At 64.8% G+C, this 15,105-nt stretch carries 13 protein-coding genes and 1 pseudogene; 10 read left to right on the top strand and 4 right to left on the bottom strand.

The features are described 5' to 3' along the window. Positions 1 to 998, bottom strand: a 998-nt coding sequence (locus VJ811_RS11525) for an acyl-CoA dehydrogenase family protein (protein ID WP_324072421.1), incomplete at its 3' end; no start/stop codon positions are given. A gap of 113 nt (positions 999 to 1,111) precedes the next feature. Then, complete coding sequence (locus tag VJ811_RS11530) at positions 1,112 to 2,293, bottom strand: acyl-CoA dehydrogenase family protein (RefSeq protein WP_324072423.1); 1,182 nt, start codon at positions 2,291 to 2,293, stop codon at positions 1,112 to 1,114. A gap of 172 nt (positions 2,294 to 2,465) precedes the next feature. Between VJ811_RS11530 and VJ811_RS11535 the strand changes: the two genes are divergently transcribed. The 10 genes from VJ811_RS11535 (at position 2,466) to VJ811_RS11580 (ending at position 13,974) form a co-directional block, all read left to right on the top strand. Beyond that, positions 2,466 to 3,323, top strand: a complete 858-nt coding sequence (locus VJ811_RS11535; protein ID WP_324072425.1) for an SDR family oxidoreductase — start codon at positions 2,466 to 2,468, stop codon at positions 3,321 to 3,323. Then, entirely contained in the window at positions 3,320 to 4,780 is a 1,461-nt protein-coding gene (locus VJ811_RS11540) for an MFS transporter (protein WP_324072427.1), read from the top strand. Before VJ811_RS11535 ends, VJ811_RS11540 begins: the two co-directional genes overlap by 4 nt. Before the next feature lie 111 nt (positions 4,781 to 4,891). Next, complete coding sequence (locus tag VJ811_RS11545; RefSeq protein ID WP_324072445.1) at positions 4,892 to 6,181, top strand: acyl-CoA dehydrogenase family protein; 1,290 nt, start codon at positions 4,892 to 4,894, stop codon at positions 6,179 to 6,181. A 109-nt stretch (positions 6,182 to 6,290) separates the two neighbouring features. Beyond that, positions 6,291 to 7,382, top strand: a complete 1,092-nt coding sequence (locus tag VJ811_RS11550; RefSeq protein WP_324072430.1) for a Zn-dependent alcohol dehydrogenase — start codon at positions 6,291 to 6,293, stop codon at positions 7,380 to 7,382. 142 nt (positions 7,383 to 7,524) lie between these two features. After that, complete coding sequence (locus VJ811_RS11555; RefSeq protein ID WP_324072432.1) at positions 7,525 to 8,592, top strand: phosphotransferase family protein; 1,068 nt, start codon at positions 7,525 to 7,527, stop codon at positions 8,590 to 8,592. After that, on the top strand, positions 8,589 to 9,365 hold the full coding sequence (locus VJ811_RS11560; RefSeq protein ID WP_324072433.1) for an SDR family oxidoreductase: 777 nt from the start codon (positions 8,589 to 8,591) through the stop codon (positions 9,363 to 9,365). The genes VJ811_RS11555 and VJ811_RS11560 overlap by 4 nt, the downstream gene beginning before the upstream one ends. After that, entirely contained in the window at positions 9,365 to 10,168 is an 804-nt protein-coding gene (locus VJ811_RS11565; protein ID WP_324072446.1) for an SDR family NAD(P)-dependent oxidoreductase, read from the top strand. The genes VJ811_RS11560 and VJ811_RS11565 overlap by 1 nt, the downstream gene beginning before the upstream one ends. Positions 10,169 to 10,181: 13 nt before the next feature. Beyond that, the gene (locus tag VJ811_RS11570; protein ID WP_324072436.1) at positions 10,182 to 11,384 is read left to right on the top strand and encodes a serine hydrolase domain-containing protein; all 1,203 of its coding nucleotides are present in this window, start codon (positions 10,182 to 10,184) and stop codon (positions 11,382 to 11,384) included. 140 nt (positions 11,385 to 11,524) lie between these two features. Then, a complete protein-coding gene (locus VJ811_RS11575) occupies positions 11,525 to 13,558 on the top strand; it encodes a 3-hydroxyacyl-CoA dehydrogenase NAD-binding domain-containing protein (protein WP_324072438.1) in 2,034 nt (677 codons plus the stop codon). Between the two features lie 224 nt (positions 13,559 to 13,782). Then, positions 13,783 to 13,974 (top strand): hypothetical protein, encoded by a 192-nt coding sequence (locus tag VJ811_RS11580; RefSeq protein WP_324072440.1) that lies wholly within the window; start codon positions 13,783 to 13,785, stop codon positions 13,972 to 13,974. Positions 13,975 to 14,006: 32 nt separating this feature from the next. Here VJ811_RS11580 and mmsB read toward each other — a convergent pair whose 3' ends face one another. Then, positions 14,007 to 14,882 carry a 3-hydroxyisobutyrate dehydrogenase gene (gene mmsB / locus VJ811_RS11585; protein WP_324072443.1) on the bottom strand — a complete coding sequence of 292 codons (876 nt, stop codon included), beginning with the start codon at positions 14,880 to 14,882 and terminating at the stop codon, positions 14,007 to 14,009. Positions 14,883 to 15,000: 118 nt separating this feature from the next. Further along, positions 15,001 to 15,105 (bottom strand): annotated as a pseudogene (locus tag VJ811_RS11590) (enoyl-CoA hydratase); the annotation flags it as partial.

The following is a 15,105-nucleotide window of genomic DNA, read 5'->3' on the forward strand; positions in this document are numbered from 1 at the left end:
ACGCCTTCGCGCACCGCGAGGTTGGCGGCGCGGCCGGCCTTGGCTTTCGCGACCGAGACCATCAGCTTCGCGCCCTCGTTGCCCCCACTCTGATTTTCAGCGTCGAGCAGCTGCTGCGCCTTCATCACCGTGGCGCGCGCGACTTCCATCTCGCCGTACAGATGCGCGGCGCGGTGCTGGAGGCCCTGGAACTCGCCGATCAGCTTGCCGAACTGCTTGCGTTCCTTGAGGTAATTGACGGTCATATCCATCGCGCCCTGCCCGACGCCGACCATTTCGGCGGCGGCGCCGGTGCGCGTCGCGGCGAGCAGCGCGTCGAGGATCTCGCCGCCCGCATCGACCTCGCCGATCACCGCATCGGCATCGACCTCGACGCCGTCGAGCGTGACGTGGCTCGCGAGGCTCGAGTCGACGAGACGGCGCGGATCGGCGGTGACGCCCTTCGCGTCCTTCGGCACCGCGAACAGCGTGATCCCGCCGTCGGTCTTCGCCGCGACGATGCTCATGTCGGCGACATGGCCGTGGAGCACGAAGCTTTTCTTGCCGTCCAACCGAAACCCGTTGCCCGCGCGCGTTGCGGTCGTCGCGATGCGGTCGGGGCGATGTTTCGCGCCCTCGTCGATCGCGAGCGCGATGATTGCCTCTCCGCTCGCGATCGCCGGAAGCCAGCGACCCGCCTGCGTCCCGCCCGCCTTGGCGAGCGCGGCGACCGCGCCGACGCTGGTCGACAGGAAAGGCGACGGGGTCAGGTTGCGGCCGATTTCCTCGAGCACGATGCCCGCCTCCATATGCCCCATGCCGAGCCCGCCGTGGTCCTCGGGAACGAGCATGCCGGGCAGGCCCATTTCGGTGAACTGCGTCCAGAGATCGCGCGAAAAGCCCGTCGCGTCGGCACTGTCGCGCAGCTTGCGCAGGTGCGACACCGGCGCCTGTTCGGCCACGAAGGGGGCGACGCTGTCCTTGAGCATCGCCTGGTCGTCATTGTGGTAAAGCGGCATATCTTGTCTCTCTAATCCCCCTCCCGCTTGCGGGAGGGGCTAGGGGTGGGTGCGAGCGGAGCGAGCCGACAGACCCACCCCCGGCCCCTCCCGCAAGCGGGAGGGGAGAAGAATCATGCCCCCGGCAAATCCAAAATCCGCTTGGCGATGACGTTGAGCATGACTTCGCTCGTCCCGCCTTCGATCGAATTGGCCTTGGTGCGCAGCCAGCCGCGCGCGCGGGCGCCGCCCTTGGTCTCTTCGCTGTCCCATTCGAGCGCTTCGCTGCCGCCGCCCGACATCACCAGTTCGTGGCGGCGCTTGTTGAGCTCGGTGCCGACATATTTCATCATGTTCGACGACGCCGGATGCGCGCGCCCGGTCTTCCACATGTCCATGAAACGCTCGCCCATCGCGCGATACGCGAAGACATCGACGTCGAACGCCGCCATTTCGGCGCGCAGAATCGGATCGTCGAGTTCGCCCGCCGCGTTCTTCCCGAACGCCTTGGCGAACGCGCCGCCGATGCTGACCATGTCGCCGCCCGCGCCGCCACCCGAGATCATCTCGCGTTCGTGGCCGAGCAGATATTTGGCGACGTCCCAGCCACGGTTCACTTCGCCGATGAACTGCGTCTTCGGCACTTCGACATCGTCGAAGAAGGTTTCGCAGAAAGGGCTGTTGCCGCTGATCAAGAGGATCGGCTTGGTGGTGACGCCCTTGCTCGCCATGTCGAAGAGCATGAAGGTGATGCCCTGATATTTGTTCGCCTTGTCGGTGCGGACGAGGCAGAAGATCCAGTCGGCCTTGTCGGCGTAGCTGGTCCAGATCTTCGACCCGTTGACGACCCAGTGATCGCCCTTGTCCTCACCAAAGGTCTGGAGCGAAACGAGGTCGCTGCCCGAGCCCGGTTCCGAATAGCCCTGGCACCAGCGGATTTCGCCGCGCGCGATCGGGTTGAGATATTCGACCTTCTGCTCCTCGGTGCCGAATTGCAGCAGCGCGGGGCCGAGCATCCAGATGCCGAAGCTGTCGAGCGGCGAACGCGCATGGATGCGCTTCATTTCCTGTTTGAGGATTTTGGTCTGTTCGGGGGTCAGCCCGGCGCCGCCATAGGGCTTGGGCCAGTCGGGAACGGTATAGCCCTTCGCGACGCACGCCTCGAGCCATTGCTTCTGCGCGTCATTCTTGAACACCCAATTGCGGCCGCCCCAGCACACATCGCCCTCGTCGCGCACGGGCTCGCGCATTTCGGGGGGGCAATTGGCCTCCAGCCATTCGCGCACCTCGGTGCGGAACGCGTCCAGTTCGCTCATCCTTTTGGCTCCTCTTCTGCCCCCAAATCTACGTCCGCTTCGCTGCTTTACGCAAGCGTCAACTTGGATCGACGCACCTGCCGTTACGGCGCCGTAGCGTCGGTTCGACCGCCGTTGACGCGCCCCCTTTGGCGCCTAAGCTAAGTGGCAAAAGAAAACGGGAGAATGGGTCATGCGATTCGCTGGCAAGATTGCCGTCGTCACCGGAGCAGCTTCGGGAATCGGCAAAGCCACAGTTTTGAAACTCGCGAGCGAGGGCGCGCACGTCTTTGCCGCCGACATCGATGAGGCAGGCGGTCGTGCACTGGCCGAACAGTCGAATGGCAAGATCGATTTCGTGCGCTGCGACGTCACCAAGCCGTCGGACATCGAGGCGCTGATGAACGCGGCCGCCGCGAAAGCCGGCGGGATCGACATCGTCTTCAACAACGCCGCCGCCGCGGGCGATCGTGCGCCGATCGACGAGATCAGCCCCGAGGGCTGGGACCTGACAATGGATCTGGTGCTGAAATCGGTCGCGATGGGAATCCGCTACGCCGCGCCGCATATGAAGGGGCGAAAGGGCGCGAGCATCGTCAACACCGCGAGCGTCGCGGCGCTCGGCGCGGGCTATTCGCCGATCGCCTATGCGGTGGCGAAGGCGGGCGTGCTCCACCTCAGCAAGATCGCGGCGACCGACCTCGCGCGCTACGGCATCCGCGTCAATGCGATCTGCCCCGGCTTCATCAACACCAATATCTTCACCTCGTCGCTCGATGTTCCCGACGCGCACAAGGATCAGGCGAAGGCGATCATCGCCGGGATGAGCGCGGCCGCGCAGCCCGTCGCGCGCGGCGGCCAGCCCGAGGATATCGCCAATGCGGTCGCTTATCTGGCGAGCGAGGAGTCGAGCTTCATGACGGGCACGCATATGCTGGTCGACGGCGGGCTGACGATCGGCCAGCGCCACGCCTGGGACCCCGAGGCACCGGGGCTGTTCGATGCGCTTGTCGCAATGGAGGAGGCCGCCAAGGCCGGAGCCGACGCGTGAGCGCAGCGGCCGCGACCGTTCCTCCACCCAAACGCCTGCCCGTATGGCTGAAGGCGACGCACGGCCTCGGCAGCATCGCTTACGGGGTCAAGGACAATGGCTTTTCGACCTTCCTGCTGCTCTTCTACAATCAGGTGATCGGGCTCGATGCGGGCATCGTCGGCGCCGCGATCATGGTCGCGCTGATCGCCGACGCCTTTGTCGACCCGGTGATCGGCGAGCTGACCGACCGCACGCGCAGCCGCTGGGGGCGCCGCCTGCCATGGCTTTACGGCGCACCGATCCCGCTCGCGATCATGTGGATGCTGCTGTGGCACCCGCCCGAAATGAGCCAAACGATGACGATCGCGTGGCTGATCGGCTTTGCGATTATCGTCCGCTCGCTCGTCTCTATGTGCGAGGTGCCTTCGGTCGCGATCGTCCCCGAGCTCACCGGCGACTATGACGAGCGCACCGTCGTCATGCGCTATCGCTTCCTGTTCGGTTGGGGCGGCGGATTGCTGATCTTGCTGCTTGCTTACGGCGTGTTTTTTGGCGGCGCGAAGGGGCTCGTCGATCCCGCAGGCTATTTCCCCTACGCGCTCGCCGGGGCGCTGATGATGGCCGGCGCGGTGCTGGTTTCGGCAGCGGGGCAGCACAAACGCATCGCCGTGTCGAACCTCGCCGACGTCAAGCCGGTGATGACGCTTCGCCACATCCTGCGCGACATGCGCGACACGCTGTCGAACCGCGCCTTCCTGTGGCTGATCTTCGCCGCGCTATTCGGCTTCATCAACCAAGGCATCACCTTTTCGATGAACAATTATCTGCTCGGTTTCTTCTGGCAGTTCACGCAGGGCGAGATGATCGCCTATGTCTTCCTGCTGTTCGCTTCGATGATCGCCGCCTTCGTGCTCGTCGCCCCGGTGTCGGCGCGGCTTGGCAAACGCGACGGCGCGATTTTCGCCGGCGCGATCTCGCTGCTCGTCAACAGCGGCATCTATTTCGCGTGGATCCAGGGATTTTTCCCCGGCCTGCCGGGCAAGCCGAGCGTCGCGACGATGTTCGCGCTTGTTTTCGTCTCCAACAGCTTCTCGATCATCCTGATGATCCTGTCGTCGTCGATGATGGCCGATGTCGTCGAAGCGTCGCAGAGCGAGACCGGGCGGCGGTCCGAGGGGCTGTTCTTCGCGGGCTATTTCTTCATGCAGAAATGCGCGACCGGCATCGGCATCTTCGTCGCCGGGCTGATCCTGTCCTTCGCGGCCTTTCCGGCCAATGCGAAACCCGGCGAAGTCGGGAGCGATGTGCTCGGCAATTTGGCGCTCGGCTATGCGCTTGCGGTGCTCATCATCGGCACGCTGGGGTTGATCGTCATGCGGCGTTTCCCGATCTCGCGCGCCGATCATGAGGCGCGGCTGGCGCTGCTGGGCGACGTCGCACGCGGCGAACCCGACGCGAGCGGCGCCCATCCGTAACGAACATGTCGCGCGGCGGCGGAATGATGTAATTTTCGGGTTGGCGGGACTTGGCAAGGCCGGCGAATCGGTCCAAGGGTTTACGTGAACGTAAAGGGAAAGGACGCGCAGATGGATTTCGACCTCACCGACCGGCAGGTCTATTGGCGCGACCGGGTCCGCGACTTCATCGAGCGCAAGGTTCGCCCGGCGGTCCCCACTTATAACGAGCAGGACAAGGCCGGCGACCGCTGGAAGGTTATCCAGATCGTCGAGGATCTGAAGGCCGAAGCGAAAGAAGCCGGCATCTGGAACCTGTTCATGCCACCCAAGTCGGGCGCGCATCACCATGTTGACGAGACGTTCGAATTCGAGGGGCCCGGCCTTTCGAACCTCGAATATGCGCTGTGCGCCGAGGAAATGGGCCGCGTCGGTTTTGCCAGCGAAGTGTTCAACTGCTCGGCGCCCGACACGGGTAATATGGAGGTGTTCCACCGTTACGGGACGCGCGCGCAGAAGGAAAAATATCTCGGCCGGCTGATGAACGGCGAGATCCGTTCGGCGTTCCTGATGACCGAACCGCGCGTCGCCTCGTCCGACGCGACGAACATCGAAACGCGCATCGAGCGCGACGGCAGTGATTATGTCATCAACGGCACGAAATGGTGGTCGTCGGGCGCGGGCGATCCGCGCTGCGAGGTCGCGATCGTGATGGGCAAGACCGATTTCGCCGCGAAGCGCCACGCGCAGCAGTCGATGGTGCTGATGCCGCTCGATACGCCCGGCGTGAATATCCTCCGCCATCTGCCCGTCTTCGGTTATGACGACGCGCCGCACGGCCATATGGAAATCGAGCTGAAGGACGTCCGCGTCAACGCCGAGGACGCGATGCTGCTCGGCGAAGGGCGCGGCTTCGAGATCGCGCAGGGGCGCCTCGGGCCGGGCCGCATCCATCATTGCATGCGGACGATCGGCGTCGCCGAGGAAGCGATCGCCAAGATGGCGAAGCGGCTGCAGTCGCGCGTCGCGTTCGGCCGCAAGGTCGCCGAATACAGCATCTGGGAACATCGTCTGGCGCGCGCCCGCATCGATATCGAAATGACGCGCCTGCTGTGCCTCAAGGCCGCCGACATGATGGACAAGGTCGGCAATAAATCGGCCGCGGCCGAAATCGCGATGATCAAGGTGCAGGCGCCGAACATGGCGCTGAAGATCATCGACGACGCAATCCAGGCGCATGGTGGCGGCGGCGTGTCCGAGGATTTCGGGCTGGCCAAAGCCTATGCGCATCAGCGCACGCTGCGCCTCGCCGACGGGCCCGACGAAGTACATGAACGCGCGATCGCGCGCATCGAATTCGCCAAGCATAGCGAAGCGAGCGAGCCGGGCTTTTCGTCGGGCGACATCGGGGTATCACGCTAAGGAATAATCCGTTCGTGCTGAGCTGGTCGAAGCACCGTCCTTCTTCACCGCGCAAGAAAGAACGGCCCTTCGACAGGCTCAGGGCAAACGGTCAGAGAGGGTAGTTTACATGACCAAAGCCGCGATTCTGATCGAACCGGGCAAGCCGCTGTCGATCGAGACGGTGCAGATTGCCGACTGCGGCCCGCACGAGGTGCGCATCCGCACCGCCGCGTGCGGGCTCTGCCATTCGGACCTGCATTTCATCGACGGCGCCTATCCGCACCCCCTCCCCGCGATCCCCGGCCATGAAGCCGCGGGCATCGTCGAGGCGATCGGCAGCGAAGTGCGCACGGTGAAGGTCGGCGACGCGGTCGTCACCTGCCTGTCGGCCTTTTGCGGCCACTGCGAATTCTGTGTGTCGGGCCGCATGTCGCTGTGCATGGGCGGCGACACGCGCCGCGCGCCCGGGCAGCCCCCGCGCATCACGCGCTCCGACGGCAGCATCGTCAACCAGATGCTCAACCTGTCGGCCTTTGCCGAGACGATGCTCGTCCACGAACATGCGTGCGTCGCGATCGACCCCGACATGCCGCTCGACCGCGCCGCGGTGATCGGCTGCGCGGTGACGACGGGCGCGGGCACGATCTTCAACGCGTGCAAGGTGACCCCGGGCGAGACCGTCGCGGTCGTCGGCTGCGGCGGCGTCGGCCTCGCGACGATCAACGCCGCAAAGATCGCCGGGGCGGGGCGGATCATCGCCGCCGATCCGGTTCCCGAAAAGCGCGCGCTGGCGGTGAAGCTGGGCGCAACCGATGTCGTCGACGCGCTCGCCGACGATGCCGCGAAGCAGATCGTCGAGATCAGCAAGGGCGGCGTCGATCATGCGATCGAGGCCGTGGGCCGTCCCGCTTCGGCGAGCCTTGCGGTCGCGTCGCTGCGCCGCGGCGGCACCGCGACGATCCTCGGCATGATGCCGCTGTCCGAAAAAGTCGGGCTCAGCGCGATGGACCTGCTTTCGGGCAAGAAATTGCAGGGCGCGATCATGGGCGGCAACCGCTTCCCGGTCGACATCCCGCGCCTCGTCGATTTCTACCTGCGCGGCCTGCTCGACCTCGACAGCATCGTCGCCGAGACGATCCCGCTCGAGCGAATCAACGAAGGCTTCGACAAGATGAAGAAGGGCGACGCCGCGCGGTCGGTGATCGTATTCGACCAATGAGCACCAGCCCCAAGCCAATAAATAGGGACAGTCCCTATTTAATTCAGAACATGGCAAGCCGATCGACGCCGGTGACGCAATTAAATAGGGACTGTCCCTATTTAATTGCGTCCGCACGGTGTGGGCGGAACGAGAGGGGCTTATGACTTTGGATGCGCAAAAGGCCTTCAGCGGCACTGTCGCCCCCGAAGGCGCCGATATCCTCGACGAGGCGAAGCTCACGGTGTGGATGGAAGCGAATGTCGAAGGTTTTACCGGCCCGCTGGCGCAGCATAAATTCGCCGGCGGCCAGTCGAACCCGACGTACAAGATTTCGGCGCCGTCGGGCAATTATGTGCTGCGGCGCAAGCCCTATGGCCCGCTGCTGCCCTCGGCGCACGCGGTCGACCGCGAGTATAAGGTGCAGGCGGGGCTGCATAAGATGGGCTTTCCCGTCGCGCGCCAATATGGCCTGTGCACAGATGACACGGTGGTTGGCAGCTGGTTCTATGTGATGGGCATGGTCGATGGCCATACGATCTGGGACGGCGCGATGCCGGGGTCGACCCCCGAAAATCGCCGCGCGACCTATGAAGCGATGATCGACACGCTCGCGGCGCTGCACAAGGTCGATGTCGAAGCCGCGGGCCTCAGCGATTTCGGCAAGCCGGGCAATTATTTCGGGCGCCAGGTCGACCGCTGGACCAAGCAGTACCGCCTCGCCGAGACCGAAACGATGGACGAGATGGAAAAGCTGATCGCTTTCCTTCCCGCGACCTTGCCCGAACAGACGCGCACCAGCGTCGTCCACGGCGATTACCGTATCGACAATATGATCTATGCCAGGGATCGCCCCGAGGTGCTCGCGGTGCTCGACTGGGAGCTGTCGACCCTGGGCGATCCGCTCGCCGACTTCACCTATGTCGCGATGGCGTGGGTCACCGAAAATGGCGGCCGCTCCGGTGTCATGGATCTCGACCGCAAGGCAATCGGCATTCCTGAACTCGACGAGATGGTCGAGCGTTATTGCGCCGCCACCGGGCGCGACGGGGTGCCCGACATGAACTGGTATTTCGCGTATAATTTCTTCCGCCTCGCGGGGATTATCCAGGGCATCAAAAAGCGCGTGATCGAGGGCACCGCCTCGTCGCAGCACGCCAAGGACATGTCCGAACGCGTCCGTCCGCTCGCCGAACGCGCGTGGGAATTCGCACGAAAGGCCGGCGCATGAACCTGTTCGACATGACCGGCCAGGTCGCGCTGATCACCGGATCGTCGCGCGGCATCGGCAAGGCCACGGCGGAAGCGATGGCCGAACAGGGCGCGAAGGTCGTGATCTCAAGCCGCAAGGCCGACGCCTGCGAGGAAACCGCGGCCGAGATCAACGCGCGCTTCGGCGAGGGCACCGCGCTTCCGGTGCGCGCGAACATCTCGTCGAAGGAGGAGCTGGAGATATTGGTCGCCGAGACGCGCCGCGCCTTTGGCAAGATCACCGCGCTTGTCTGCAACGCCGCGTCGAACCCCTATTATGGCCCCGGGCTCGGGATCAGCGACGACCAGTTCCGCAAGATCATGGACAATAACATATTGTCCAACCACTGGTTGATCACGATGGTCGCGCCCGAGATGCTCGAACGCGGCGAAGGGTCGATCACGATCATCAGCTCGATCGGCGGGCTGAAGGGATCGCCGATCATCGGCGCCTATTGCATATCGAAGGCGGCCGACATGCAGATCGCGCGCAATTTCGCGGTCGAGTTCGGACCGCAGGGAGTGCGCGTCAACTGCATCGCGCCCGGCCTGATCCGCACCGACATGGCGCGCGCTTTGTGGGAAAATGAGGAAAACCTCAAACGATCGACCGCCGCCTCGACGCTGAAGCGCATCGGCGAACCGCACGAGATCGCGGGCGCCGCGGTCTTCCTTGCCAGCAAGGCGGGGGCATTCACCACCGGCCAGACCATCGTGTGCGATGGCGGAGCCACGATTTCGGGAGGCGCATGATGGGCGCGTTGGACGGCAAGGTCGCAATTATCACGGGTGCCGGTTCGGGTATCGGCCGCGCGAGCGCGCTGCGCTTCGCCGCCGAGGGCGCGAAGCTCGTCATCGGCGACAAGAGCGCGGCGGTGCATGAGACGGCCAAGCTGGTGAAGGATGCCGGTGGCGAAGCCGTGGCGATCGAGATCGATGCGGGCGTCGAGGCCGATGTCGCAACGCTCGTTGCGACCGCGAAAGACACCTATGGCGGGCTCGACGTCGCCTTCGCCAACGCCGGCATCATCGGCGACATGGGCGGCATTTTCGATTTCGATCCCATCGCCTGGGCCGAGACTTTGCGCGTCAATTTGATCGGCCCCGCGCTGATGGTGAAGCATGCCGGCAAGGCGATGGTCGATCAGGGCCGCGGCGGCGCGATCGTACTGACCGCGAGCGTCGCGGGCTTGAATTCGGGCGCGGGTCCGGGCGCCTATTCGGCGTCGAAGGCGGGGGTGATCAATCTCGCCAAGGTCGCGGCGCAGCAGCTGTCGACGAGCGGCGTGCGCGTCAATGCGGTGTGCCCCGGCCTCACCGAGACGGGGATGACCAAGCCGACCTTCGACTATGCCAAGGCGAAGGAGGTCACGCACAAGCTCGGCCAGCTCAACCCCTTGCGCCGCGCGGCGCAGCCCGAGGAACTCGCCAATGTCGCGCTGTTCCTCGCGAGCGATCAGGCGAGCTATGTCAACGGACAGGCGATCGCGGTCGACGGCGGGCTGACCAGTTCGCATCCGGTGACACGCCAGTTGCTCGGCCAGACCTCGCACTGATAGATCGATCATCATGGCACATGGATTCGACACCGCGCGGCTCGACCGCATTCCCGCTTTCCTCGCCGCCAAATATGTCGACACCGGCCGGCTGCCGCACGCGGCGACGCTGGTGTCGCGGCGCGGCGAGATCGCGCATCTGTCGTGCATCGGCGAGGCGCGGCCGGGCGAGGCGCTGAAAGAGGATGCGATCTTCCGCATCGCGAGCATGACCAAGCCGATCACCAGCATCGCCTTCATGATGCTGGTCGAGGAGGGCAAGGTCGCGCTGTCGGATCCGCTCACCAAATTCTGCCCCGAGTTCAAGGACACCGGCGTGTTCGTCACGGGCGGCGGCAATGTTCCCTTCCTGACGCGGCCGCCCACATCGCCGATCCGCATGGTCGACCTGCTCCGTCACACCGCGGGGCTGACCTATGGCTTTCAGGAGCGCACTCCGGTCGACGCCGCGTACCGCAAGGCGCGGATCGACGATTTCGACGCCGATTATACGATGGACAGCTTCATCGCCGACCTCGCGAAAATCCCGTTGCAGTTCGATCCCGGCGCGCACTGGAATTATTCGATGGCGACCGACGTGCTCGGCGCGGTGATCGAGCGGATCGAGGGCAAGCCGTTCGGCGAGGTCTTGCAGGAGCGGATTTTCGGTCCGCTCGGGATGGCCGACACCGGGTTCAAGGTGCCCGCGGACCAGCAGCACCGGCTGGCCGACGCCTATGCTTTCCATCCGAAGGACAAGATGCAGAATTTCGACAGCGGCGCGAAAAGCCGCTGGGCGAAGGACCGCAGCTTCCAGTCGGGCGGCGGCGGGCTCGCTTCGACGCTCCACGATTATCACCGCTTCTGCCTGATGCTGCTTGGCGGCGGCAAGCTCGATGACACGCGCATTATCAGCCGCAAGACATTGGAGCTGATGACATCGAACCATTTGCCCGGCGGCGGCGACCTGACGCAGCACAGCGTCGGCATTTTTTCCGAGGCGGAGAATGCCGGGATCGGCTTTGGCCTCGGTTTTGCCGTGAATGAAAGCCCCGCGCAGACGATGACCCCCGGCTCGGTCGGCGACTATTATTGGGGCGGCATGTTCTCGACCGGTTTCTTCGTCGATCCGGTCGAGCAGATCTGCATGGTCTTCATGACCCAGCTCATGCCCTCTTCCACCTATCCCGTGCGGCGCGAGGTCAAGACGTTTGTCCACGCCGCGATCGACGATTGAAAATGCAACCGCCTTGTTTGAAATGAAACTTATATTTCCGTTCGCATCGAGCGAAGTCGAGATGCCCATCGGCCGTGTACGCCTTCAGGGTGTCTCGACTTCGCTCGACACGAACGGGATCTAGATTGAAGGAGCATCCCATGTCCGAAGAGACCCCCGTTTCCGTCACGATGGAAAAGGATGGCGAAATCGCCGTCATCATCGTCAACAACCCGCCGGTCAACGCGCTGAGCTGGCACGTCCGCCAAGGCCTCGAAGACAATTTCGCCGCCGCGCTTGCCGACGATAGCGTCAAGGCGATCGTGCTGCGTTGTGCGGGCGCGACCTTCATCGCGGGCGCCGACATCAGCGAATTCGGCAAGCCGCCGCGCGGTCCCGATTTCAACGCGGTGCTCAATAGCATCGAAGCCGCGAGCAAGCCGGTGGTCGCCGCGATCCACGGGACGGCGCTCGGCGGCGGCTTGGAAACCGCGCTCGTCTGCCATTACCGTATCGCGGTGCCGTCGGCGAAGCTCGGGGTGCCCGAAGTGAAGCTTGGCCTGCTGCCCGGTGCGGGCGGCACGCAGCGCCTGCCGCGCGTCGTCGGGGTCGAAGCGGCGGCGACGATGACTTCGACCGGCGATCCGCTTCCCGCATCGAAGGCGAAGGAGCTCGGCCTTGTCGACGAACTCGCGGGTGAGGACAGCCTCGCCGCCGACGCCATCGCCTTTGCGCGCGCGAAAATCGCCGACGGCCCGCGCCCGACGCGCGCGCGCCCGGTGTTCGGCGACGTCGCGGTGATCGAGCAGCTCAAGACCGCCAACGCCAAGCGCTGGCGCGGGTTCGAGGCGCCTTATGCGAACCTCGCCTGCGTCGAGGCGGCGACGCGGCTTCCTTTCGAAGAGGGTTTGGCGTTCGAGCGTGAGCAGTTCATGAAGCTGATGTTCGGCAGCCAGTCGGCCGCGCAGCGCCACATCTTCTTCGCCGAGCGCCAGGCCGCGAAGATCGACGGCCTGCCCAAGGACACCCAGCTGCGCGACATCAAGAAGGTCGGCGTGATCGGCGCCGGCACGATGGGCGGCGGGATAGCCATGAACTTCCTGCAAAAGGGCATCCCCGTCACGATCGTCGAGATGGCGCAGGACGCGCTCGATCGCGGGCTCGGTGTGATCCGCAAGAATTACGACGCGTCGGCCGCAAAGGGCCGCTTCAAGCCCGAACAGGTCGACCAGATGATGGGGATCCTGACCCCGACGCTCAACCTCGACGATCTCGCCGACTGCGACCTGATCATCGAGGCGGTCTATGAGAATATGGACGTCAAGAAGGACATTTTCGGCAAGCTCGACAAGATCGCCAAGCCCGGCGCGATCCTCGCGTCGAACACCAGCTATCTCGACGTCGACGAGATCGCGGCGGCGACGAGCCGCCCCGGCGACGTGCTCGGCATGCACTTCTTCTCGCCCGCCAATGTCATGAAGCTGCTCGAGGTGGTGCGCGGCGCCAAAACCGCGCCCGACGCGCTGGCGACCGCGATGGCTACGGGTAAGAAAATCGGCAAGGTCGCGGTGGTCGCGGGCGTGTGCGACGGCTTCATCGGCAACCGCATGCTGAAACCGCGCCAGATCGAGGCGATGAAGCTGTTGATGGAAGGCGCGACTCCGGCGCAGGTCGACAAGGTCCATGTCGAATTCGGCATGCCGATGGGGCCGTTCCAGATGAGCGATCTTGCCGGGGTCGACATCGGCTGGCACCGCGACCCGAACCGGATCGAAAGCATCCGCGACGCACTCGCCGCCGAGGGCCGCTGGGGCCAGAAGAAGCAGGCGGGCTTCTATGACTATGACGACAAGCGCAATCCGTCGGAAAGCCCGCGCGTCGCCGAGATCATCGAGGAATTCCGCCAAAAGGCGGGGGTCGAGAAGCGCGAGATCACCGATCAGGAGATCATCGAGCGCACCCTCTATCCGATGGTCAACGAAGGCGCGCTGATCCTCGAGGAAGGCAAGGCGCAGCGCGCGAGCGACATCGATGTCGTGTGGATCTATGGCTATGGCTGGCCGATCTATCGCGGAGGCCCGATGTTCTGGGCGGGAATGGAAGGCACCGACAAGATCGTCGCGGCGCTCGAGAAGCATGGTTTCGCGGTCGCGCCTTTGCTCAAGGAAAAGGCGGAGGCGAAGAGCGGCTTTTGAGAAGGACGTAAATTTCGTGTGTCCCCGCCTTCGCGGGGACACACAGCTTTATAAGGGAGGGCCGTCTGCCCCAGCGGGGGGCAGGCGGCCTTTCTTTTGCTCTGCGAGCACCATAGGTACGACCCGAAAGCTGCGATTCAGGGTTAAAGCGCTGGCAACATCTGCCGTTACGGCAGAATATGAACGCCATGTCCCTCCTCGCCGCCCTTCTGCTTTCCGGCAGCGTGCCGGTATCCGCCCCGGTGGCGGCGCCGAAGGGGACGGCGGTCGGGATTGCGCGGGCGCGCATCCTCTCGCCCGCCGAGGTGCGGCGTGTCGGAGGCCGGATCGAGGTGCGCACCGGACAGCGCGGCGCGCCGACGCAGGTGCATCGCACCGAGCGGCGGGACGGGGGCGAGACGGCGGACTTTTACTGACACCGTCGCCCCCGCCTTCGCGGGGGCGACGGTTAGCCCTGCAGCGTCTTGATGATCGCCGAGAAGTCGCGGCCGTCCTTGTCAGCCGCAACGAATGCTTCATACAGCTCGCGCGCCTTCGACCCCATCGGGACGTCGGCATCGACGCTCGCCGCGGCTTCCATCGCGAGGCGCAAATCCTTGAGCATCAGCGCGGCTGCGAAGCCGCCCTTGTAATCATTGTCGGCGGGGGTCGTCGGGCCGACACCGGGGAGCGGCGCGTAACTGGTCAGAGACCAGCACTGTCCCGACGACACGCTCGCGATGTCGAAGAATTTCTGCGGGTCGAGCCCGAGCTTTTGCGCGAGCGCGAGCGTCTCGCACGTCGCGACCATCGAGGCACCGAGCAGCATGTTGTTGCAAATCTTCGCCGCCTGCCCCGCGCCCGCGTCGCCGGCATGGATCACCGCCTTGCCCATTTTGGCAAGGATCGGTTCGGCGCGCGCGAAGCCTTCATCGGTGCCGCCAACCATGAAGGTCAGCGTGCCGGCGTTGGCGGCCGCGATACCACCCGAGACGGGGGCGTCGACCGCGACGAGACCTTTGGCGGTCGCCGCTTCGATGTTGCTCCGCGCGGTCGCGACGTCGATTGTAGAGCAGTCGAGGAGTAAGGTGCTCGGCGCAGCGTTCGGGAACACATCGGCTTCATAGACCGATGCGACATGCTTGCCCGCGGGGAGCATGGTGACGACGGCCTCGGCGCCGGTGACGGCTTCGGCGGCGGAGGTGGCGCGGCCGCATCCGGCTTCGACCGCGCGGTCAAGCGCCTCTTCGCTGAGGTCGAAGGCACGCACCTCATACCCCGCCTTCGCCAAATTTGCGGCCATGCCGCCGCCCATATTGCCGAGTCCGATAAAAGCGATTTTCATATTCTCTCCCCTCCCGCTTGCGGGAGGGGCCGGGGGAGGGCCTGTCCCGAATATTGATGTTGCGGAGGAGAGACACGCCCTCCCCTAACCCCTCCCGCAAGCGGGAGGGGAACTGGGCTCACCGCCCCTTCCACACGCCTTCGCGTTTCTCGATGAAGGCGGCCATGCCCTCGGCCTTGTCCTCGGTCGCGGCGAGGATCTGGAACAGGCGGCGTTCGTAGAT

It is taken from the genome of Sphingopyxis sp., assembly GCF_035250425.1.
Classification (GTDB): domain Bacteria; phylum Pseudomonadota; class Alphaproteobacteria; order Sphingomonadales; family Sphingomonadaceae; genus Sphingopyxis.

Coding starts and splice junctions, on each gene's coding strand:
- VJ811_RS11530 (WP_324072423.1), bottom strand. CDS start 2,293: ATGAGCGAACTGGACGCGTTCCGCACCGAGGTGCGCGAATGGCTGGAG.
- VJ811_RS11535 (WP_324072425.1), top strand. CDS start 2,466: ATGCGATTCGCTGGCAAGATTGCCGTCGTCACCGGAGCAGCTTCGGGA.
- VJ811_RS11545 (WP_324072445.1), top strand. CDS start 4,892: ATGGATTTCGACCTCACCGACCGGCAGGTCTATTGGCGCGACCGGGTC.
- VJ811_RS11550 (WP_324072430.1), top strand. CDS start 6,291: ATGACCAAAGCCGCGATTCTGATCGAACCGGGCAAGCCGCTGTCGATC.
- VJ811_RS11555 (WP_324072432.1), top strand. CDS start 7,525: ATGACTTTGGATGCGCAAAAGGCCTTCAGCGGCACTGTCGCCCCCGAA.
- VJ811_RS11560 (WP_324072433.1), top strand. CDS start 8,589: ATGAACCTGTTCGACATGACCGGCCAGGTCGCGCTGATCACCGGATCG.
- VJ811_RS11565 (WP_324072446.1), top strand. CDS start 9,365: ATGGGCGCGTTGGACGGCAAGGTCGCAATTATCACGGGTGCCGGTTCG.
- VJ811_RS11570 (WP_324072436.1), top strand. CDS start 10,182: ATGGCACATGGATTCGACACCGCGCGGCTCGACCGCATTCCCGCTTTC.
- VJ811_RS11575 (WP_324072438.1), top strand. CDS start 11,525: ATGTCCGAAGAGACCCCCGTTTCCGTCACGATGGAAAAGGATGGCGAA.
- mmsB (WP_324072443.1), bottom strand. CDS start 14,882: ATGAAAATCGCTTTTATCGGACTCGGCAATATGGGCGGCGGCATGGCC.